Annotated in this window: 17 protein-coding genes; 3 read left to right on the top strand and 14 right to left on the bottom strand. The window is 59.2% G+C overall.

The window, feature by feature from the left end:
* Positions 1 to 228 precede the first annotated feature (228 nt).
* A complete protein-coding gene (locus tag CAF87_RS24880; RefSeq protein WP_085733514.1) occupies positions 229 to 1,623 on the top strand; it encodes an undecaprenyl-phosphate glucose phosphotransferase in 1,395 nt (464 codons plus the stop codon).
* A 290-nt stretch (positions 1,624 to 1,913) separates the two neighbouring features.
* Here CAF87_RS24880 and CAF87_RS24875 read toward each other — a convergent pair whose 3' ends face one another.
* The 6 genes from CAF87_RS24875 to galE all read right to left on the bottom strand — a co-directional run bounded on the left by CAF87_RS24875 (position 1,914) and on the right by galE (position 8,113).
* A complete protein-coding gene (locus CAF87_RS24875) occupies positions 1,914 to 3,992 on the bottom strand; it encodes a YjbH domain-containing protein (RefSeq protein ID WP_085733513.1) in 2,079 nt (692 codons plus the stop codon).
* Positions 3,989 to 4,753, bottom strand: coding sequence for a capsule biosynthesis GfcC family protein (locus CAF87_RS24870; RefSeq protein ID WP_085733512.1), 765 nt, complete (start codon positions 4,751 to 4,753; stop codon positions 3,989 to 3,991). The genes CAF87_RS24875 and CAF87_RS24870 overlap by 4 nt, the downstream gene beginning before the upstream one ends.
* Positions 4,750 to 5,415, bottom strand: coding sequence for a YjbF family lipoprotein (locus CAF87_RS24865; protein ID WP_085733511.1), 666 nt, complete (start codon positions 5,413 to 5,415; stop codon positions 4,750 to 4,752). The genes CAF87_RS24870 and CAF87_RS24865 overlap by 4 nt, the downstream gene beginning before the upstream one ends.
* A gap of 12 nt (positions 5,416 to 5,427) precedes the next feature.
* Positions 5,428 to 6,543, bottom strand: coding sequence for a polysaccharide export protein (locus tag CAF87_RS24860; RefSeq protein WP_114884344.1), 1,116 nt, complete (start codon positions 6,541 to 6,543; stop codon positions 5,428 to 5,430).
* A gap of 89 nt (positions 6,544 to 6,632) precedes the next feature.
* The gene (locus tag CAF87_RS24855; protein WP_003226528.1) at positions 6,633 to 6,869 is read right to left on the bottom strand and encodes a hypothetical protein; all 237 of its coding nucleotides are present in this window, start codon (positions 6,867 to 6,869) and stop codon (positions 6,633 to 6,635) included.
* 227 nt (positions 6,870 to 7,096) lie between these two features.
* The gene (gene galE, locus CAF87_RS24850) at positions 7,097 to 8,113 is read right to left on the bottom strand and encodes a UDP-glucose 4-epimerase GalE (RefSeq protein ID WP_085733510.1); all 1,017 of its coding nucleotides are present in this window, start codon (positions 8,111 to 8,113) and stop codon (positions 7,097 to 7,099) included.
* Between the two features lie 381 nt (positions 8,114 to 8,494).
* Here galE and galU point away from each other — a divergent pair, with 381 nt between their 5' ends.
* Both galU and CAF87_RS24840 read left to right on the top strand, forming a co-directional pair.
* The gene (galU, locus tag CAF87_RS24845; RefSeq protein ID WP_085733509.1) at positions 8,495 to 9,328 is read left to right on the top strand and encodes a UTP--glucose-1-phosphate uridylyltransferase GalU; all 834 of its coding nucleotides are present in this window, start codon (positions 8,495 to 8,497) and stop codon (positions 9,326 to 9,328) included.
* A gap of 31 nt (positions 9,329 to 9,359) precedes the next feature.
* Complete coding sequence (locus CAF87_RS24840; RefSeq protein WP_085733508.1) at positions 9,360 to 9,770, top strand: mannose-1-phosphate guanylyltransferase; 411 nt, start codon at positions 9,360 to 9,362, stop codon at positions 9,768 to 9,770.
* A 4-nt stretch (positions 9,771 to 9,774) separates the two neighbouring features.
* Here the strand turns inward: CAF87_RS24840 and CAF87_RS24835 are convergent, their stop codons facing one another.
* The 8 genes from CAF87_RS24835 to CAF87_RS24800 are packed head-to-tail and all read right to left on the bottom strand — an operon-like array spanning position 9,775 to position 19,257.
* Complete coding sequence (locus tag CAF87_RS24835; protein ID WP_085733507.1) at positions 9,775 to 10,911, bottom strand: SGNH/GDSL hydrolase family protein; 1,137 nt, start codon at positions 10,909 to 10,911, stop codon at positions 9,775 to 9,777.
* The gene (locus tag CAF87_RS24830) at positions 10,911 to 11,963 is read right to left on the bottom strand and encodes an acyltransferase family protein (protein WP_085733506.1); all 1,053 of its coding nucleotides are present in this window, start codon (positions 11,961 to 11,963) and stop codon (positions 10,911 to 10,913) included. The genes CAF87_RS24835 and CAF87_RS24830 overlap by 1 nt, the downstream gene beginning before the upstream one ends.
* A gap of 12 nt (positions 11,964 to 11,975) precedes the next feature.
* Positions 11,976 to 13,079, bottom strand: coding sequence for a hypothetical protein (locus CAF87_RS24825; RefSeq protein ID WP_085733505.1), 1,104 nt, complete (start codon positions 13,077 to 13,079; stop codon positions 11,976 to 11,978).
* Positions 13,070 to 14,302 (bottom strand): phosphoribosylaminoimidazole carboxylase, encoded by a 1,233-nt coding sequence (locus CAF87_RS24820; protein WP_085733504.1) that lies wholly within the window; start codon positions 14,300 to 14,302, stop codon positions 13,070 to 13,072. Before CAF87_RS24820 ends, CAF87_RS24825 begins: the two co-directional genes overlap by 10 nt.
* Complete coding sequence (locus CAF87_RS24815; protein WP_085733503.1) at positions 14,299 to 15,411, bottom strand: polysaccharide pyruvyl transferase family protein; 1,113 nt, start codon at positions 15,409 to 15,411, stop codon at positions 14,299 to 14,301. Before CAF87_RS24815 ends, CAF87_RS24820 begins: the two co-directional genes overlap by 4 nt.
* Before the next feature lie 14 nt (positions 15,412 to 15,425).
* On the bottom strand, positions 15,426 to 16,508 hold the full coding sequence (locus CAF87_RS24810) for a glycosyltransferase (protein WP_085733502.1): 1,083 nt from the start codon (positions 16,506 to 16,508) through the stop codon (positions 15,426 to 15,428).
* A gap of 41 nt (positions 16,509 to 16,549) precedes the next feature.
* Positions 16,550 to 18,778, bottom strand: coding sequence for a polysaccharide biosynthesis tyrosine autokinase (locus CAF87_RS24805; protein ID WP_085733501.1), 2,229 nt, complete (start codon positions 18,776 to 18,778; stop codon positions 16,550 to 16,552).
* A gap of 38 nt (positions 18,779 to 18,816) precedes the next feature.
* Complete coding sequence (locus tag CAF87_RS24800) at positions 18,817 to 19,257, bottom strand: low molecular weight protein-tyrosine-phosphatase (protein ID WP_085733500.1); 441 nt, start codon at positions 19,255 to 19,257, stop codon at positions 18,817 to 18,819.
* Positions 19,258 to 19,309: the final 52 nt, after the last annotated feature.

The following is a 19,309-nucleotide window of genomic DNA, read 5'->3' as shown; positions in this document are numbered from 1 at the left end:
CTTTTTTAACGTTTGATATTATTCAATTTAATTGGTTGGCACTTTGCCATCTTGTTAGAACTCGTCAGACAGCTTCTTCCCCAATAACTTAGTCTATTGATTGACGACAGTTCGGCCTACCGATGTTGTTACCTCAGAACATGGGCACCTAAAACAAAAACAACTCTGCTTAACAACTCGGATTTCAACTGTCGAAACCTGAATGGAAGTCTTTTGGGGATATCGCATATGGATCTCACTCTACGTATCAACCGAAACACGGGCCTCAAGGGACTTACCTTCTGGGGCCAATGGGCACTGGCACAGTGCTTTATTGTTTCACTGTTATTTATATTGGCTGAGCAGCACACGGGAACGGTCGAGTTCTATTACCGGATGTGCACCATGCTGGCCGTGCTGGCTTCGGTTCCGGCCTACACGTTCAGTGGCGCCTACCGAAAGCGCGACAACTACCTGACCGGCCTCGGACGGCTGCTGATGGGCTGGTCGATGACCATGGCCGGGCTGACGTTCATCGCGTTCATCTGCAAGGCCGATGAGCTGTTTTCGCGCCAGGTGATCCTTGACTGGGCGGTGTACGGCTTCCTCGGTCAGGCGCTGCTGTATGCGCCGCTGCACGCGTTTTCGAAGTACTACCAGCGTTCACGCAAAAGCGAGCACAAGACCCTGATCGTCGGCACCGGCGAACTGGCTCTGGGCCTGGCGAAGAAACTCAGCGAACACGAAAACCTGCCGCTGGTAGGCCTGGTCAGCAACGGCACCCTGCCCGCTCTGGATGCCGATGCTCCACGGGTCGTCGGCGATCAGGAAAATTTGCTGGAGCTGATCAAACGCCACGATATCCGCCGTCTCTACATCACGCTGTCGCTGTCCGAAGCGGCGAAGATCGAAGCGATGTATGTCGATCTGCTGGATGCCAACGTCGATGTGGTCTGGGTGCCGGACCTGAACAGCCTGACGCTGCTCAATCACTCGGTAAAAGTCGTGGACGGCCTGCCGGCGATTTACCTCAATGAAAGCCCGCTGACCAGCCGCCCGACCGCTGCCCTGAGCAAGAGCCTGATGGAGAAAAGTGTCGCGCTGCTGGCGATCATCCTGTTGAGCCCGGTGTTGCTGCTGATCTCGCTGGCAGTGAAACTCAGCTCGCCGGGCCCGGTTTTCTTCAAGCAGGATCGCCATGGCTGGAACGGCAAGGTGATTCAGGTCTGGAAGTTCCGCTCGATGCGCGTGCACGATGACCGCGACGTCAAACAGGCCAGCCGCAACGATTCGCGCATCACAGCCGTCGGGCGCTTTATCCGCCGCACTTCGCTGGATGAACTGCCGCAATTGTTCAACGTGTTGCAGGGGCACATGGCACTGGTCGGCCCGCGTCCGCACGCCGTGGCGCACAACAACTACTACTCAGGCAAGATCCTCGCCTACATGGCCCGTCACCGAATCAAACCGGGCATCACTGGCCTGGCGCAGATCAGCGGCTGCCGTGGCGAGACCGATACCCTCGACAAGATGGAAAAGCGTGTCGAGATCGACCTCAAGTACATCAACAACTGGTCGCTGTGGCTGGATCTGAAGATCCTGGTGAAGACGCCGTTTACCCTGTTGTCGAAGGATATTTACTGAGACGCAGCGCTTCGAAAGGCAACACCGCAAGGGGACGAAAGTCCCCTTTTTTGTGGGCGGGATTTGGGGGTTGGCGGGAGGCTCGCACCTGCATTGGGTCAGTTGCAGTGAGGTCGGCTGAACTGACGTCATCGCCGGCAAGCCAGCGATAGCGCCGGCTCATTCAGCACTGGGCTTGAGCTCGCCGTTCCCTCGCTTCCTCAGCAGGAGTGAAGACTCAAGAAAGACATCCACCACAAACCAGAACGGGAGCCCAAGGGCTCCCGTTCTGGCTTCCCGGTCTCCCGGACTTACTCGGTAATCTTCCCGAAGTTGCGATAGAACATGTCGTCCTCACGGCTATCGGTCATCGAGTGCAGCTGGAAGCTGCGGCTGAGCCTCGCGCCACCGTCACGGGTCAGCGGCGCCCAGACCAGGTTGGCTCGGCGCATGGTCGACATGCTCATCATCTCGTCGAACGGGATCGACAGATAGATGCCCTTGTCGAAGCTACCTTCGCCATATTCCGTACTGCCCGCCGTGGTGATGGTCGCCCAGGCACCGAAGCGCACACCGTTTGAAAACTCCCGGGAAATATCCAGCGTGCCGCCAAAGTCGCCCGCCAGATAACGCCCGACGCTGACCGCCGCCAGTGTTTCGTAGGGTAGATCCGTGTAACCGGTGATATGGCCGGTCAGTACCGAATAATCACGCAGGCCGAAACCCTGATCGAATTCACGCTGACGCACGTAGTTCAGATCCGCACCGATCGCCCAGCGCTCGCCGGTCGGACGGAACAGCACCTCGCCCCCGACCCCGGCAAACATCGACTCCAGATAACCGCCGTAGACCATGCCATACAGATCCTTGTCCAGTTGCTCGGCGTGGCTGACCTGAAATAACGGCATGGTGGTGTCGGACGTGGTCAGGTACTGACGCAAGTCCGTACGCACACGCGGCAAGCCGCTGGGTGCGTCGTATTTGAACTTGTCGAAGTTGTTCGTCAGGTTCTGGCTGAGCATGCCGCTCCACCAGGTGTTGCGGTTGAAGCGGAATTCGGCGTCGAGGTCGGCACTGAATTGATAGAGCAAGCCATCCGGGCCGCCGACGTTCTGCTTGAAGCCCAAACCGGCGCCATAACTGAAGTGCTGCAGCGGTTGGGTGTAGAGCGTCTTCTCGTTGTGCGGCATCGCTGGGTTGACCTCGGTGGTGCGGTGCAACGTTTGCAGCGGTTCCTCGTTGTTGATCACTTCGCGGAAGGTCTGGCGCGGCACGCTGGTTTCTTCCAGCGGCAGGTCGTAGCGCTTGTTCACCAGAGTGAACCAATCGATGTCATCGTTGACGCTGTTGTCCAGCACCCGGCTCGCACGCCCCACCGCTTTCGAGGAATGGAAGTAGCGCTGCTGCTCGCCGTACACGATCAACTCGGAATCACGCTGGGCGATGCGCTCGACCCGGTAGCCCGCATTCTGTTGCAGGCGCTGCGATACGTTGGCCCAGTCAACCTGATCCATCGATGTAGTCGGAGCCTTCGCCGGCAGCGGCTCCGGCGGTGGATCGAAGGTCTTGGCCGGGGCCTTGCGGCTGACGAAGTTGGTGTGAAAGGTGACGCCGAACATCGCGGTGTTGCCCCGCTCCCACGCGGCGCTCACGTCGAGGGAGTCCGTCACCTTGAACACCGCGCCAAGGTTGATCGGCGAGTCCTGCTTGATCACATTGTCCTTGGGTTCGTGTTTGTAATCGTTGCCTTCGTATTCGAGTTTCAGGCTCAGGCGATCCCAAGGGGTCTGGTAACTCACACCGCCGAAGAACGACGGCTGGCCGCGAAAGTACGAACCGGCGTTGACGTCACCGGTGCCTTCCAGGGCCGGGCGAGTCTTGAAGCGATCATCGAGATAGCCGAACGGGTTGTCGATGTCGCCGCGATTACCGATGTAGCCCCAGGCGATGCCGGCGCTGAAATCCAGGTTGTCGAAGCGCTTGTTGGCCACCAGAAATTCACTGGCGAACAAACCCGTACCGCCGACGTCTCGAAAGCCCAGAGCGACGTCGGGTGCCCAGTGGGTTTCCTCCCAGAGCCGGACTTTGACGTCGACCGCCTTGTCCTTATAGCTCTGGTTGCCGCTCATTGACTCCGGGCCGTACGGGCGGTTGGTGATGGCGGTGTAGCGAAACGAACCTTCGAGCCAGTCCAGCGGCTGCAACGAAACGCTGTAGCGGCTGTAGGGCTCGGTGCGGTTGGCGTTGACGCTCAACTCGCCGGCCGGGGACATGCGCGCGGTGGGCGTCTGCAACAGACCGGTGCCACCGAAATCGCCCTGGGTAATTCGCGGCTCGGCATGGGCCAGGCCGCACGGCAATAACAACACAGCTGCAAAACGCAAATTCAACGAACCACCTCAGCCAACTGCGTGGCAATAAATTCGGCCAACTGCTGATTCAGTTCAGGGATAGGCGGATCAAGATCATCGTTTTTCAAGGGCACCAGAATCTTGCTGCCGGCGACAGGGAACTGCCCGCTCTCGCGATTCCAGTGGGCAATGCCGACGCGCCGCGAGACGCCGTTGGGCTGAATCAACCACAGGTAATCGGCGTCGGCATCGTCCTCCAGCAACACACAACTGCTGAGGTATTCACGGGCCTCGAGCAACGGCTGATAAGGCAGCCGGCAGGTCCCGGCGACGGCGCCCAGAACTTCCACTTCATCGACTCGCTGCGGGTAGATCAGGCGATCGCCATCGTCGAGACGAATGTTGCGGGCGAAGCCGACTTCCAGCGCCACCGGGTCCAGGTCCGCGATCTGGCGCCCGGTGACCGGCATCTGCCGCACGTCCTCGGCCATGCGCACCGCGAGGGCTTTGCGGCTCGGTCGATCGAACAGATCGGCCATGCGCTGTAACACGTCCAGGTCGAACAGCACGCCAACCTTGAGTCGGGTCTGCTCTTCCAGCAATGACTGACGCAGCAGCACACCGGCCAGCCAGTAACCCTCGGCATTGGGCACAGCCTCGCTGATCACATCGGTCAATCGGCCGCCCGGCGGCAACGCCACCGGCCCGGGGTTGGCGACATCGCCGGTGACCGTGACCGCGGCCTGACTTGCGCCGGCGAGCAACATCACAACCGCCGACAGAACCCTCAAGCGCTTCATGGCAGATGCCTGCGATCAGGTGTCAGTTGCACGATCTTCACTCGCAGTTGCGAGGTCAGTTGCTGCTCGCTCTGCACAATGAAACCGTCTACCGGATCGACCCAATAACGATTGGTTGCCCGCAGGCCGATGGCCGGAACGTCGATACGCTCATCGACACGCAGCACGGCGTATTCCTTGTTCAGAATCTTCAGGGTTTCCGTGGATTTGCGGGTGAAGCGGCTGTTGACGATCAGCCCGACTTCCTGGCCCTTGTAGAGGTCGATCCAGCGCTGGCTGGTCTGGCCATCCGCAACGTGTTGCAGGCCGCGCTTGAACGGCGAGGCATCGGACAGCCGCGTGCCGTCCAGGTCGCCCTCCGCGCCCAGGCCGATGCTGCGCACCGCAAGACCGTCACGCAGCAGCAGAACCTGCTTGCCGGACGCCACCCAGAACTGCAGGTCATCGCGCTTGCGCACCAGCGCCAGCACACCGGAACCGGACGGCGTGGTGAGTTTGAGTTGCGGATAATTGACCTCGGCCACCTGGGCCGGCGTCACGTCGATATCATCCGGGCCGACCACCGCCGACTTGAGGTTGGTCATCGACGCGACCATCAACGGATTACAGCCACACAGCAACAAGGCCGCCATCAGGCAGACGCCAACATTCAGGATTTTCAAAGTCGGCGGGCCTTATTTGCTGTTGTTGGTGAATTCGCTCCAGTTCTTCGCAGCGGAAGCGCCGGTGCCGACAATCGATGCCGACGGCACCAACTGGCTGATCAGACGGTTCCAGCGAGTCACGTTGGCAGGCCCTACATAAACGACGTCCTGCGGGCGCACTTCGAAGTGCGTGGCGAGGACCATGGCGGTGGGAGATTCGGCTTCCAGTTGATAGATCTTCGCTGGCTCCACATCGAGGTTTTCAACCCCGCGAATCACGTACACAGCGTTGCCGTTGGCGGTGGTCTGGCTCAGGCCGCCGACCGAGCCGAGCACGTCGGACAGGTTCATCGTCGCCGTCTTGAAGCTCAGGGCGCGCGGCTGGTTGACCTCGCCCATCACGTAGATGCGCTTGTTGTCGTTGTACGGCAGGTACAGTTTGTCGCCACCCTGGAGGTAGACGTTCTGCAATTCGGAATCCTGTTGATTGAGGGTATCCAGATTCAGCGGATAGACCCGCCCGTTGCGCGTCAGCAACAACCCGGACAGGTCGGCATTGTTGGTGTCGATGCCCGCCGAACCGAGGGCTTCGACCACGCTCAGCGGGTTGGTGGAAATCGCTTGCGGGCCAGCCTTGGCGACAGCGCCAGTGACCACGACTTTCTGGCTGGCGAAACGCAACACGGCGACGTCCACTTGCGGCTCGGCGATGAACGCCGACAGCCGTTGTTCGATGTCGTCGCGCAATTGCTGGATGGTCCGGCCGGCGGCCTGGACTTCTTTGATGTACGGGTAATACAGCGTGCCGTCGGAGCGCACCAGACGGCCGTTGGCGTCGATCTGCTGCTGCGCACCCGACGGCGCGGTCAGCTCGGGGTGATCCCAGACCGTGATGTACAGCACGTCGTTGTTGCCGATGCGGTACTCGGCCGGCGTCGCCAGCAATTCCGTAGGCACCGACTCACGCTTCTGCGTGGCTCGGTTCATGGAGATCAGCTTGGGCGTGATCGGAATCAACTCGACCCGGCTGCTTTCACTGGCGCCCTGGCGGGTGATGCCAAAGGTGCTCAGGTGTTGACCGGGGGAAAACATGCAACCTTGCAGAGCGAGACTTGCCAGCATTAAAAGAGAAAAACTACGAGTCATAATGGCACTACGCTATTCAAGGGCGAATCCAAAACAAAGTCACCCGACTTTCGTCGGGCGACCTTGTACTGCACCAACAGTTACTTCAGTTAGTTGTGCGTGCCGGTTGTACCCGTGGTACCGGTGGTACCGGTTGTACCGCCGTTGGCACTTCCACCACTGTTGGACGCCGCTACGGCACTGGCGACCATTGCAGTACTGGCAGCGGGCGCTGTAGAAGCCGCGACACTGCCCGATACATTGGTCACCGCTGTAAGCGGCGCTTCAGCTGCGGATGCCCAGTTGCTCAACATCGTCAACAAGGCAATCGCCATCACTTTTTTCATATCAACTCCTTTCTAACATTGCACCGTTACATCAGGTGTTTCGTTAGAGGTGGTAGAGTTCAAGTCGCAAAAAGCGCGAACAAGATCCGCTGTTCTTTCACAGTCAGACTCAACTGATAAAGTCGAACGGCAGGTTATATCTACGGACTTGCAAAAGGCATTGCCAGTGTAATTTCCCGACGATATCTAACAACCTGACCGAAAATAACATCGAGTTTAAAACGCCATCATCCCGAGTAACCGTTGGGATGACTGGATTGCCAGCGCCAGGTGTCGGTCACCATGTCTTGCAAGTTGCGAGTGGCTTTCCAACCCAGTTCTTTGGCTGCCTTGGAGGCATCGGCCCAACTTTCAGCAATATCGCCCGAACGTCGCGGCATCACGCGAAATGGCACCGGTCGCCCGCACGCCTGTTCAAAGGCGCGCAGTACTTGCATCACGCTGTAGCCATCGCCAGTCCCCAGGTTCCACGTATGAATGCCGGTGCGCCCGGCAATCGCCTGCAATGCCTTGACGTGTCCGTCCGCCAGGTCCACGACGTGGATGTAATCGCGCACACCGGTGCCGTCGACCGTGGGGTAATCGTCACCGAAGATCGACAACTCCTGCAGACTGCCGACTGCCACCTGACTGATGTAGGGCACCAGGTTATTGGGAATGCCGCTCGGGTCTTCACCCATCTGGCCGCTGTCGTGGGCGCCGATCGGGTTGAAGTAGCGCAACAGCGCGATGCTCCAGCGCGGCTCGGCGTGGCTCAAGTCGCGCAGTACGTTCTCGACGATCAGCTTGGATTGGCCATAGGGATTGGTCGGAATGCCGGTGGGGAAGTCCTCGCGGATCGGCATCTGCTCGGGCTCGCCATAGACGGTGGCCGAGGAACTGAACACCAGACGGAAAACCCCTGCCGCCGCCATCGCCTGACACAGCGTGATGCTGCCACTGACGTTGGTTTCGTAATACTCAAGCGGCTTGCGCACGCTTTCGCCCACCGCCTTGAGGCCGGCAAAGTGCAGCACGGCATCAATCGCATGTTGCTGAAATATCCGATCCAGCAACGCCCGGTCGCACACATCACCGCGAATCATCAGCGCACTTTTGCCGCAAATGGCTTCTACCGCATGCAACGCCGCATCGCTGCTGTTGCAAAGATTATCCAGAACGACAACTTCATGTCCTGCTTCAAGCAATGCAAGTGTGGTGTGCGAGCCGATATATCCGGCGCCCCCCGTTACCAGAATCTTCATAGCGCGGTCCATAGTGGGAAAAGTGCCAACTAGCGTGTCAAGCCCAACTTGTTTAATGTGTGTCTTGCCTCACACAAACAGGGCGACAACAACCCAAAACAAAAACAGTTCCATCACTGGCCAAAAATATTTTTAAAGGCCAAACTGTATTGCCCGGTACTTATTATCACTCTCGCACTTTCACCACTATCGACAGATACCGACTAAAAATAACTGTTATTTATCAAGCCGACATCTAATAACATTATCCCGCTTTACACCAAGCTAACATTGCCACTTACAACCTGACTCAGGTATTAAAGTACAGCCTCATCAACTTGCAACTTTTCCTTATTGCAATGTAACCGATGGCTGTACGCCATGAATGTCCAGGAAACTTCTATGATTCGTAAATGTTTGTTCCCCGCTGCCGGCTATGGCACGCGTTTCTTGCCGGCCACCAAAGCCATGCCCAAAGAGATGCTGCCGATCGTCAACAAGCCGTTGATCGAATACGCCGTTGAAGAAGCACGGGACGCCGGCCTGCAGCACATGGCAATCGTCACCGGACGGGGCAAGCGCGCGCTGGAAGATCACTTCGACATCAGCTACGAACTCGAACACCAGATTCGCGGCACCGAGAAAGAGAAATTTCTGGCCGGCACTCGCGAGCTGATCGACACCTGCACCTTCTCCTACACCCGCCAGGTGGAAATGAAAGGCCTGGGCCACGCGATTCTCAGCGGCCGCCCGCTGATCGGCGACGAGCCCTTCGCTGTAGTCCTGGCCGACGACCTGTGCCTGAACCTCGAAGGCGACGGCGTGCTCACGCAGATGATTCAGCTCTACAAGAAATTCCGCTGCTCGATCGTCGCCATCCAGGAAGTCCCGCGCGACCAGACCCACAAGTACGGCGTGATCGCCGGCGAGGCGATTTCCGACGGTATCTACCGGGTCAATCACATGGTGGAAAAACCGGCCCCGCAAGACGCCCCGTCGAACCTGGCGATCATCGGCCGCTACATCCTGACGCCCGACATCTTCGACCTGATCGCCGACACCGAGCCCGGTAAAGGCGGGGAAATCCAGATCACCGACGCCCTGATGAAACAGGCGCAGAACGGTTGCGTGCTGGCCTACAAGTTCAAGGGTCTGCGCTTTGACTGTGGCGACGCCGAGGGTTACCTCCAGGCGACCAACTTCTGCTACGAGAACGTCTACCTCAAGGGCCGTTAAACCGCCCCCGCGCACATCCGACGAGGCAACCATGAACATTGCACAACATTCGACAGACATTGAACGGGAGGTGGACAACCTCGGGGTGATGAGCTGGTTGTCTCGTCATCAGCCGTTGCCCAGCGCCAACGAATCCTGGCTCGGGACCATCCTGCTGGTGGAGCGGATCGGCATGTTTCCTTCATCCGGGGACATTCGCCGACCAGTGCGCGATCCCTATCCCCTGCTCGCCCATCTGAAATGGATCTACGGCGAACAGGCGCTGGAGGTCGATGACCGCGACGGCCTGAAAGTGATTTTCAGCGACTGGCGATTCCGGGTGCGCATCTGCTGCAACGACCCGGCGATCATCATCACTGTGGAAACCCGTTGCGTGACGCAATTGATGCCGCAAAAGACCGCAGAGCTTCTGGGTCACGTGGACAACTTCGACCAGGGCTGAGCCCTTATTCCGAGGCGGCGCCGCAGGAACCCCCGTGGTTGCCGCCGACGATCATCCGATAGAAGTAATCGGCAATCACCTTCCCTCCCGTGGCCGGCACCGGATGTATCTTGTCCGGGCCGATCATCGCCGCAGCGTAACGCTTGACGTCCGTACCGAACGCGCATTGCAGATTGGCGTAACCCAGATGCTGCTCACGAGCCCAGGGTTCCAGCACCTGCGCGTAGGCCGACATTGGATAGACGCTGGAGCGCGTGGTGTCCTGGCGCATGATCAGATTGACGCTCGCTGAGGGCTGAATCTCGCGGATCATCCCGACCAGCCCCTGAACGTTCGTCAGGTATTGCTCGGGTTTCACCCCGAAACCCTGATCGTTGCCACCGAGCATGATCAGATAGACATCGGCCGGAATCTTCGAGACCACCGCTTTCCACTGCGCCTGCCACTGACCGTCGCCATGATAGAAATCGGCAGAGGCCGCACCCGACGCGGCCAGTTTCGACACCCGCAAACCGGCCTGTTCGTTGCTCATCCACAGGCCGAACAGGGTTGGCGCGCCCTTCACCACTTCCAGCCTGAAGGACCAGTCCGTCGCGGCGGATGTACCTGACAACGGGACTTCCTGAACACCGACACCGGTCAGCTTCAAAGGCTGCCAGGATTGCGAGGGTGCCCAGCGATAGCGCAGTTCACTGGATTCGCCGTTGCCCAGAAAAAGTAACTTTGCCTGAGTGACAGCGGTGTTTATCGCTTCACTCGGATGGGCATCGACCTGCAGCCATGCACCGAGACTTCCGGTCACGGTACGGCTGTCGGGACTAGCCACGCCGAGGTTCGACACCTTCCAGTCGCCGCCGAAGTATTTCTCGCTGCTGCGGGTGTACTTGAAATGGCTGCCGCCCAGCGCCGCGCCATGGTTGAAGCCGACATAACCGGGGCCGGCGAAACCGACCTCCCCGACCAGCCGCTGAACCAGTTTGTTCAGATAGAAATCCTGCCCGGCGCTGTAGCTGTCGCCGATCACCGAGACCGACAACACCTTTCCGGCCTTGCCTTCGCGCCACTGAGCAAAACGCTCGCGGGCGTCACCGATTTCAACCACCGACGCCGCGACCGGCGCTGCGTCATCCACTGCAACCATCAAGCACTTCCTTTAACCGAAACCGGCGTCGGAGAGCCATTCCCCGCCGTTTTTTTCGCCGCCGCACGCTCGCCCAGAAACAGCACCGAAGTGAAGTTGAACCGGCTGAAGATCGTCGACAGCAGCACCGGCCCGAGCAACCCGCAAGCCACGCCGCAGAACACCAGAATGCTTTCGTCCTTGATGCCCAGGCGCCCGAGCACCGAGCGCGAGGTGGCGGCGAACAACACATGAAACAGGAAAATCGCGTAGGAGTAACCACCAAGCCAGGTCAGCGCCTTCGAACGCATGTCACTCGAGAGCAGCGCGAAGCAGGACACGCATCCAACCGTCAGACCGATCAGGCTGCGGCGGTCGATGATCAGCTCGCGATCCAGCGACGCGATGTACAACAGCGTCAGGGAGATCAGCACAAACACCAACGGGCCAATGACTTTTAACCGTTGCTTCAACGCACTGACATTTTCCTGGCCGATCATGCCCGCCACAAAGAACGGCAACAGATAGGTCGCCCCGTTGATGCCGAACGCATCGAACTTGAACGGCGGCAACAGAAACACTGCGGCGGAAAACGCGAACAGCAGATACAGACGCGTCGCCGAGCGCAACAGCCCACGCCACTCCAGCAGGCCGACAAACATGAAAATGATGAACACCGCCTGCAGGAACCAGAAGTGGTTCACCGGCACATAGAACGACAACAGCGCGTCGATCACACCGACGTCCTTGTTGACGCCCGGCCCCACCGCCTGCAACACCGAGAACGGCACACCCACGCAAAACAGCGGCACGATCAGGCGCCGCACCTTGCCGGTGAAGAACGCCGAAAAGTCATTGCCGCGAATCTTGTAGATGGAATAGATGTAGCCCGAGATAAAGGTGAACAGCGGCATGCGCACGTACACCATCGAATCGGCGATCACCCGGAACGGCGAGCCGATGTCGATCTTCAAACCGCCACCCAACGGGCCGATCACGTGATAGAGCACCAGCAACAGGCACGCCAGGCCACGCAGGGTTTCGATCTCCAGGGACTTTTTCTTGCTCGACATAAAGCACCCGCCTCAATTCAGAATTCTTGATTCGACCCGCACCGGTTTGTTCGCCCGCAGCATCAAGCCCAGGCCCACGAACAACACCGGCACCACCATCGAGAAGTGTCGGGCGAACGAGCCGAAGTCCGGTTCGAACAAGCCTTGAACCAGCAGAAACGCCAGGGGAATCGCGATCAGTTCCTTGGGTTTGGTCTGGATCGGCACGCCTTTGTAATCGGTCGAGGTGATGACTTTGAACAGCAGCAGCGCGGTCATGATCATCAGCGCCACGAAGATCACCTGGCCCGGCCCGGAGAGCAGGATCAGCTCCACCGGGAACGACAGGCGGAAGAAGATGATCATCGAATCCAGGGCCTGCGAGACGAAGTCGCTGCCGCTGAGCCAAGAGACAATCAGCGACTTGGAACCCTCCTCGCCCGCCGTGCGCAGCTCGTTGTTGCTGGCGCGAATCGACGACACCGGAAAGCCCAGCGCCAACTGGATCGCCATGGCCACCGCCAGGTAGAACAGGAACAGCATCAGGAAGAAGGTCATGCGCGACACGTACTTCTTCATCATGCAGACGCCGACCCAGGACAGCGAAAACAGGATCCAGTAGGGCCGGATCAGCACGCCGTAGATCACCGCTGACAGGAAAAACCCGCCGCGATATTTGCGCGTCAGCGAGCTGAACAGAATGCTCAGCACCGCCACCGACACGATGATTTCCTTGGTCAGGTTCTCCAGGAAGAACGAACGCACCACGCCCCACAGGCACAGAGTGCCGAAGATCGCCAGCGGCATGCGCCGGAACACCACCACGGGAATCGCCGTGAGGAAAAAGTTGCAGAACATCCCGTAGGCCCAGGCGTTGGTCAGGTTGATCCCGGTGGGCCGCAGCAGGAACGCCGAACACTCGTAGGACGAGCGATCCGGCGAGAACGGGTTCCAGAAATTGCAGTTGTCGGCACGGGCATAGGAAGACCACAGGGTCATCGCATCCGGGCCCGGATCGCGGGGGATCAGCAACGGCATGGCCACCGACAGAAACAGGCCGGTGAACAGGATCAGGAATGACAGTGACGAATCGAGTTTCTTGCCGCGAAACTCGATGCACGGCAGTTTCAGGCCCATGACACGACAGCCTTTTTCGCACGCGTTGCACGGGTCAGCAGCGCAATCACGCCGAGCTGCACGATGATCCCGAAGACGTTGCCCCAGGCCGCGCCATAAATCGAATAGTGCTTGATCAGCACATAGCTGACCGGTACCGAAATCAGCAGGCAAAGGGCCGAACTGGCGAGGGATACCCGGCTGTTTTTCGACGCGATCAAGCCACCCCAGACGATGTCGCCGATGGCGCGTAGGGCGAAGGAAAAGATCAGCACGCCAAGGATTCCGTTGTCCGGACGCGGCACCGCTGCGCCGACGTAATCGAGCACGACATTGAAGAACAGATAGATCGCCACCGCGACTGCCGCTGAAACCAGCAGCGAACGCGCGACCCATTTGTTCACGAACAATTGCCTGACCGTGAACGCTTGTTGATCGGCCTGATAACGCTTGGCGAGCACCGGAATGCCGACCACCGCCACCACCGCGTAGGACAACGCCTGCAAGGTGTTGGCGGCCGACCAGGCGTACACGTATTTACCGAGGCTGGCGTAGGGTTCCAGATCAATGATCAGAAAGCGCTCGGCGTACTGACTCACTGCGATCAGGCCGGTGCCCAGGTAGAACGGCAGCCCGGCTTTCCACACGGTCGCCGTCGCCAGCGTCCCCTCTTCGCGTCCACGATGGACGTTCACCACAATCAGGTAACCGGCGACGATCACCAGCACGTTGGCGATGACCCACAGCCATAGCACGCTGGCGATTCCGGACACCCAGCCGAGCATCATGCCGCCCACGGCCAGCAGTGCCCAGAGGCCGGTCTTGATGAAGAACAGCAGCGCCCCCGCCGTGGCTTTCTGCGCGGAAAACACGAACGAGTTGATCTCAAAGGACAGGTGCTCGGTCAGCAGAACCAGGGTCACACAGGCAATCAATGCCGCCGTCGCCTCGACCTGCTGGAACAGCGAATAGATCAGCACCGTCAGCACCGACAACAGCAACCCCACGGCCAGGTACAGCAGCAGAACCTTGTCGACGACTCGCTTCGAACTGCCGCCGACACTGATCAGCCGATTGATCTCGGAGCTGAAGCCGACACTGTAGAACTTCGAAGCGATCAACGACGCCGCGACCACCACGCCGTAAAACCCCAGCGCCTCGTAACCGAGGTAATGGGTGATGGCGAGCACCAGCAGGAACTTCGCGCCCAGCGCTCCGCCGCGCAGCAACAAGCGGAATATCATCGAATGACGCCCTTGATGATGTCGTCCATGGCCACGGTTTTGGCTTCGATTTCACGGCAGGTGTCGGTCAGGCGCTTGCCGAAATCCGACAGCGCGTTCGGCGCAAAAACCGTGTCGATGATGGTGTCGACATTGATGTCGCCACCGTTGATGACCCAGTCCTCGACGCCCATGTCCTGATAGGCACCGAAGCCTTTGCGCTCGTAGCTGATGTGGTACGCCGGCACGCCGGAGAGCAGCGATTCGATCGCACCGTGCAGGCGCACGGAAATCACCAGGTCCGGCTGATATTTGGCAATCGTGGCCTTCAACGGCAGCAGGTCTTCGGTGATGCCCAGTTCGCGATAGAACGCTCCGTCATCGTTACCCCGCACAGCGCTCTGCACCGCGCAGACCACTTTGCTTTTGTTCTTCAGACGCTGCAGCAGCACCTTCAGATTGGCCACGTAGGCGAGCTTCTTTTCCTTGCTCCAGGCCGGCGGTTTGCGCAGCACTACGCACACGGTGGCCGGCGTCGAGGCGCAACGGGTGAACTTGGGTTGCTGCAGGATTTTGCCGGCCAGGGCCTGCACCGCGAGATCCGGTGCGCGGTAGACATTTTCGCAGGCATCGAACAACGCCGAGGAGCGGTTATCGCGCACGAACACCGCATCGGCGCTGGCGTAGTGGCCGACGATCTTGTCGCTGTCACCGTGGAACGGCCCGATGCTCTGCGGCAGGTACACCGACGGCACTTTGCTGAGGATCGCGGTCTCCAGTTGCTTGGCGTGGCCCAGTTTCAGCTTGATGTGTTCGAAGGCGCTTTTGGAGCGCATGTAGCCGCCACCGACGCCAACGATCAGATCGGTTTTCTTCAACAGATCCGCCAACCCGGCGTAGGACTGATTGAGGAATACCGCCTGCTTGACCCGGCCCAGGCCCTTGGCGGCCATGACCGGCGCATCGAAACGCGGGTGCGGCAGGTATTTGAAGGAATCCGGATCGGAGGCCACGACGCTGATCGAAGTGTCTTCGCCAAAGTTGCGCTGCACCAGCGCAATGGCCAGATCGACCAGCAGACCATCGCCGGAATTGGAGGCACTGTAGCCATGCAAAATCGTTACGTTCATGAGCGAAGTTCTACTTAATAAGAGGGAGCGGAATACACGTCGTAGGTCTGGCGGATCATCAACGCGGCGCTGAAGCGCTCGCGGACGATGCGCCGACCTTCGAGGCCAAGGACCGACAACGCGGGTTTCTGGATCTGCTTCAGGCGATCGGCCAATGCGTGGTGGTCACCGGTGGGGAACACGTAGCCGGACACTCCATGGGTGACCAGTTCAGGCAGCGAGGTGCAGTCGCTGGCGATCACCGGCAAGCCCAGCGCCATGCCTTCCAGAGGCACCATGGCGAAACCTTCCCAGCGACTCGGAACAATCAGCGCATCGGCCTGTTGATACAGCGCGTTGACCTCGGCGGGCGTGACCCACGGCAAGTACTGAACACCGTCCATTGGCGGGCACTCGACCGTCGCCTCGTTGACCGCACTGCCGACCACCGTCAGTTTCAGGTCGTTGCGTCCGGCCTTGGCGTAGGCCTTGAGCAGCACGTCGAAGCCTTTTTGATAGTCGAGCCGGCCGACGAAGAGCAGATGAATCGGCTGTGGATCCTCGGCTTTGCGCGCGTCATCCTTGGGGTGTATGCCGTTGTAGATCAGGCGCATGCGCTTGCGCTCGATGCCAAACGCTGCGGCTTTGTCCAACTCGTACTGGCTGACGCAAATGATCGTATCGGTGACCTTCTGCAGCACGCGCTCGATCCACGCATAGACTTTCTGCTTGATCGGCGAGCTTTCCATCAGGAACGAAAAGGCGTGCGGGCAATAGACGATTTTCGGTTTGCGCCACGGCCGCAGAAGCACGCACACGCAACGGCCGATCACCCCGGAAAACGTGCTGTGCAGGTGCACCACATCAGGTTTTTCCTTGAGCATCACTTGCATCAGTCGCCAGGCAAAACGAAGCAACGACGGCACATTGCGCCCGGTTCGCTCGAAGGTGCGGATCTGCTGCGGGGCGATGCCGTGCAGTTCCTTTTCCTGATCCTGCGGCACCAGATACACCAGCTCGTAGTTGGCTTGCTCATCGTCCGGGGACGCCGAAATCGTGCGGATCACCGTCGCGACGCCACCTTTTATCGTTTCAGCCACGTGCAGTATTTTTTTCACAACCCACCCACTTTCTTGCCTGTAAGAACAATCGCTGAAACTCAGGATTTGTCGGACGCATATTCGTAGTTGTAATAGCCGTAGCTGCCGTTGCCGTAGTAACTGGCCGCACGCTTCTCGACGCCGTTGAACACCGCGCCTTTCAACTCGATGCCGTTCTGGGCGAAGCGACGAATCGTCAGTTCGATCTCTTTGGCCGGGTTCACCCCGAATCGCGCGACGATCAGGCTGATGCCTGCTTCGCGACCGACAATCGCCGCATCCGTCACCGCCAGCAGCGGCGGTGTGTCGATGATCACCACGTCGTAGCGCTTGCTGAGTTCCGCCAGCAGGTCGCGGAAATTGGCGTGCATCAGCAGTTCGGAAGGATTGGGCGGCACCTGGCCACGGCTGATGAAGTGCAGGTTGTCGACTTCGACCTTGTTGATCGCCTGTTCGAGGGTGCAGCGCTTGACCAGCAAATCCGACAAACCGTTGGTGATCGGTGTGTTCAGCGTCTTGTGCAGATGCCCCTTGCGCATGTCGGCATCGATCAGCACCACGCGCTGGCCGCTCTGGGCCATGACCGCCGCGAGGTTGGAAGACACGAACGTCTTGCCGACCTGCGGGCTCGGGCCGGAAATCATGATGCGGTTGTTGGTAGAGTCCAGCGCCGCGAAATGCAGACAGGTACGCAGGCTGCGGATCGACTCGATGGACAGGTCCGTCGGATTGCGCAGGGCCAGCAAATACGCCGGTGTGTCCGCCGTGACTTTGGCGCGGACTTTCTTGGTGTCCTCTTCTTTTTGCAGGGCGCTGTAAGGGATCGATGCGTAGACCGGCAAGCCGAGTTGCTCGATGGCTTCCGGCCCCTCCAGGCCCTTGCTCAGGGACTTGCGCAACAGCACCAGGGCCACACCGACAAAGGCGCCGAGGAAGGTCGCAATCAGCACGATCAGGGCTTTTTTCGGTTTGACCGGACTGGTCAGGTCTACATCCGCCGAATCCACCAGACGCACGTTGCCCACGGCGCCGGCGCGGATGATGTCCAGTTCCTGGGACTTGTTCAGCAACTGGGTATAGATCTGCGAAGCCACTTCAACATCGCGGGTCAGGTTGAGCAGTTCCTGTTGCGTAGCCGGCAGGTCGCCAACCTTGCCTTCCAGCGACTTCTGTTGCTGGGTCAATTCACCGATCTGGGTCATCAGTGCACGATAGGCCGGATGCTGTCTGGTGAACTTGCGATCCATTTCCGCCTGCTGCATTTTCAGCTCGGAAATCCGCGTTTCAAGGGCGACGGACTGGCCGAGCACCGATTGGGTTTCCAGGGAGATGTTCACGGTCTTGCCGCGCGTCTGGTAGGCATTGAGCGCATCGCTGGCCTTGGCCAGGTCGCGTTTGACCTGCGGCAACTGGCTTTGCAGGAAGGCCAGGCTCTGCGCCGCTTCGGCCGAGGTGCGGCGTACGTTCTGGTCCACGTACAGCGAGGCGATCTTGTTGAGGATCTTCACTGCTTCAGCAGCGTCGGTGCTGGCCAGGGCCAGGCGGATGATCCCCGACTCCTTGCCCTGTTCGGAAATATCCAGCGCGTCCTGATACCCCTGAATAGTCACGATCCGTGGGTAGCGCACCACTTCAAACCGGGTGCCGGGGTTGGCCAACAGCTGCGTGATCTGCCCTTCTACGCCATCCTGTGCGAAGGCTTCACCAGCGGTGCCTTCTGCCAGCAGATTGTCGTTGTCGTCGAACAACTGAAAGCGATGCTGCTCGCCGGCGATCAGGCTGAGTTTCTTGCCCAGCAGCTCCTTGGGCAGTTCGAGCCGGGCGAACTCCAGCCGTTCACCGCCCCAAGCGTAGCTGCTCAGCCCGAAACGTGGCGGCGCGACGCTGAGTTCGGTTTCACCGCGATAGCGGCGGGAGAGAAAACCGCCAATCACCGGGAAAGTATTGGGGGTGACGTCGATGTCCAGGCGCAGATCGTCGACGGTCTTGCCGATCACCGCGCGGGATTTGATGATGCCGATCTCGGTCACGGACGGCGACTGACCACCCAGCATGCTGTTGAGGTCGGAGAAGCCGAGCATGTCATTCTTCTTCGGCTCGACCTGTACCAGCGCGTTGGCCAGATACACCGGCGTGGCCAGAATCGCATAGGCGACGCCGGTCATCATGAACGCGCCGGTGATAGCGCCGATCAACCATTTCTGATCGAGCAAACTGCCAAATATGCCGAGTAGATCAATACTGTCTTGATCGTTGTCACGGGTGCCGACTACTGACGGTAACTGCATAAGTCTTTCTTACCATTCACTGTTCTGAAGAATATTCATCAATGCCCGAGGCGTTGTGCCCATGAGCCAACAGCATCTTCAATCAATGCATGGGCATGAATAAAAGCGGCCTGCCCTTGACGATACGGATCCTGTATTTCTCGTTCGTTCTGCCACTTGCCGAGAAGAAACACTTTGCCCCTGGCGTGAGAGGCAATCTTCAGTACTTGTTTTACATGCTCTTTTTCCATCACCAGAATCAGGTCTGATTCATTGACGATGTCCGCTGTCAGTTGCCGCGCCTTGAAGCCTTCGGCGCACTGCCCACGGTCTTCCAGCACCTTGCGGGCTGTTGCCTCCATGGACTCACCAACCCTTGCGGACAAGCCTGCGGAGGTGACGGTGATCGTCGAGGGCGCCAGTGCGTTGCGCAGCAACAGTTCTGCTGTGGGACTTCGGCAAATATTGCCGACGCAGACGACAAGGATCTTTCTGAACAAGGTTTACTTTCCCGTGTAATGTCAATCGGCCAACATTCCGTGTGGATTGAAA

It is taken from the genome of Pseudomonas sp. R38(2017) (assembly GCF_002112395.1).
GTDB lineage: Bacteria > Pseudomonadota > Gammaproteobacteria > Pseudomonadales > Pseudomonadaceae > Aquipseudomonas.
The sequence above is the reverse complement of the archived record's forward strand: the minus strand, read 5'-3'. Positions and strand labels throughout refer to the sequence as shown.

Excerpts from the sequence above, each read along its gene's own strand:
- galE (WP_085733510.1), bottom strand. The coding sequence starts at position 8,113 with ATGAAGATTCTGGTAACGGGGGGCGCCGGATATATCGGCTCGCACACC.
- CAF87_RS24815 (WP_085733503.1), bottom strand. The coding sequence starts at position 15,411 with ATGAACGTAACGATTTTGCATGGCTACAGTGCCTCCAATTCCGGCGAT.
- CAF87_RS24880 (WP_085733514.1), top strand. The coding sequence starts at position 229 with ATGGATCTCACTCTACGTATCAACCGAAACACGGGCCTCAAGGGACTT.
- CAF87_RS24855 (WP_003226528.1), bottom strand. The coding sequence starts at position 6,869 with ATGAAAAAAGTGATGGCGATTGCCTTGTTGACGATGTTGAGCAACTGG.
- CAF87_RS24870 (WP_085733512.1), bottom strand. The coding sequence starts at position 4,753 with ATGAAGCGCTTGAGGGTTCTGTCGGCGGTTGTGATGTTGCTCGCCGGC.
- CAF87_RS24830 (WP_085733506.1), bottom strand. The coding sequence starts at position 11,963 with ATGTCGAGCAAGAAAAAGTCCCTGGAGATCGAAACCCTGCGTGGCCTG.
- CAF87_RS24840 (WP_085733508.1), top strand. The coding sequence starts at position 9,360 with ATGAACATTGCACAACATTCGACAGACATTGAACGGGAGGTGGACAAC.
- CAF87_RS24805 (WP_085733501.1), bottom strand. The coding sequence starts at position 18,778 with ATGCAGTTACCGTCAGTAGTCGGCACCCGTGACAACGATCAAGACAGT.
- galU (WP_085733509.1), top strand. The coding sequence starts at position 8,495 with ATGATTCGTAAATGTTTGTTCCCCGCTGCCGGCTATGGCACGCGTTTC.
- CAF87_RS24820 (WP_085733504.1), bottom strand. The coding sequence starts at position 14,302 with ATGATATTCCGCTTGTTGCTGCGCGGCGGAGCGCTGGGCGCGAAGTTC.
- CAF87_RS24825 (WP_085733505.1), bottom strand. The coding sequence starts at position 13,079 with ATGGGCCTGAAACTGCCGTGCATCGAGTTTCGCGGCAAGAAACTCGAT.
- CAF87_RS24860 (WP_114884344.1), bottom strand. The coding sequence starts at position 6,543 with ATGACTCGTAGTTTTTCTCTTTTAATGCTGGCAAGTCTCGCTCTGCAA.
- CAF87_RS24835 (WP_085733507.1), bottom strand. The coding sequence starts at position 10,911 with ATGGTTGCAGTGGATGACGCAGCGCCGGTCGCGGCGTCGGTGGTTGAA.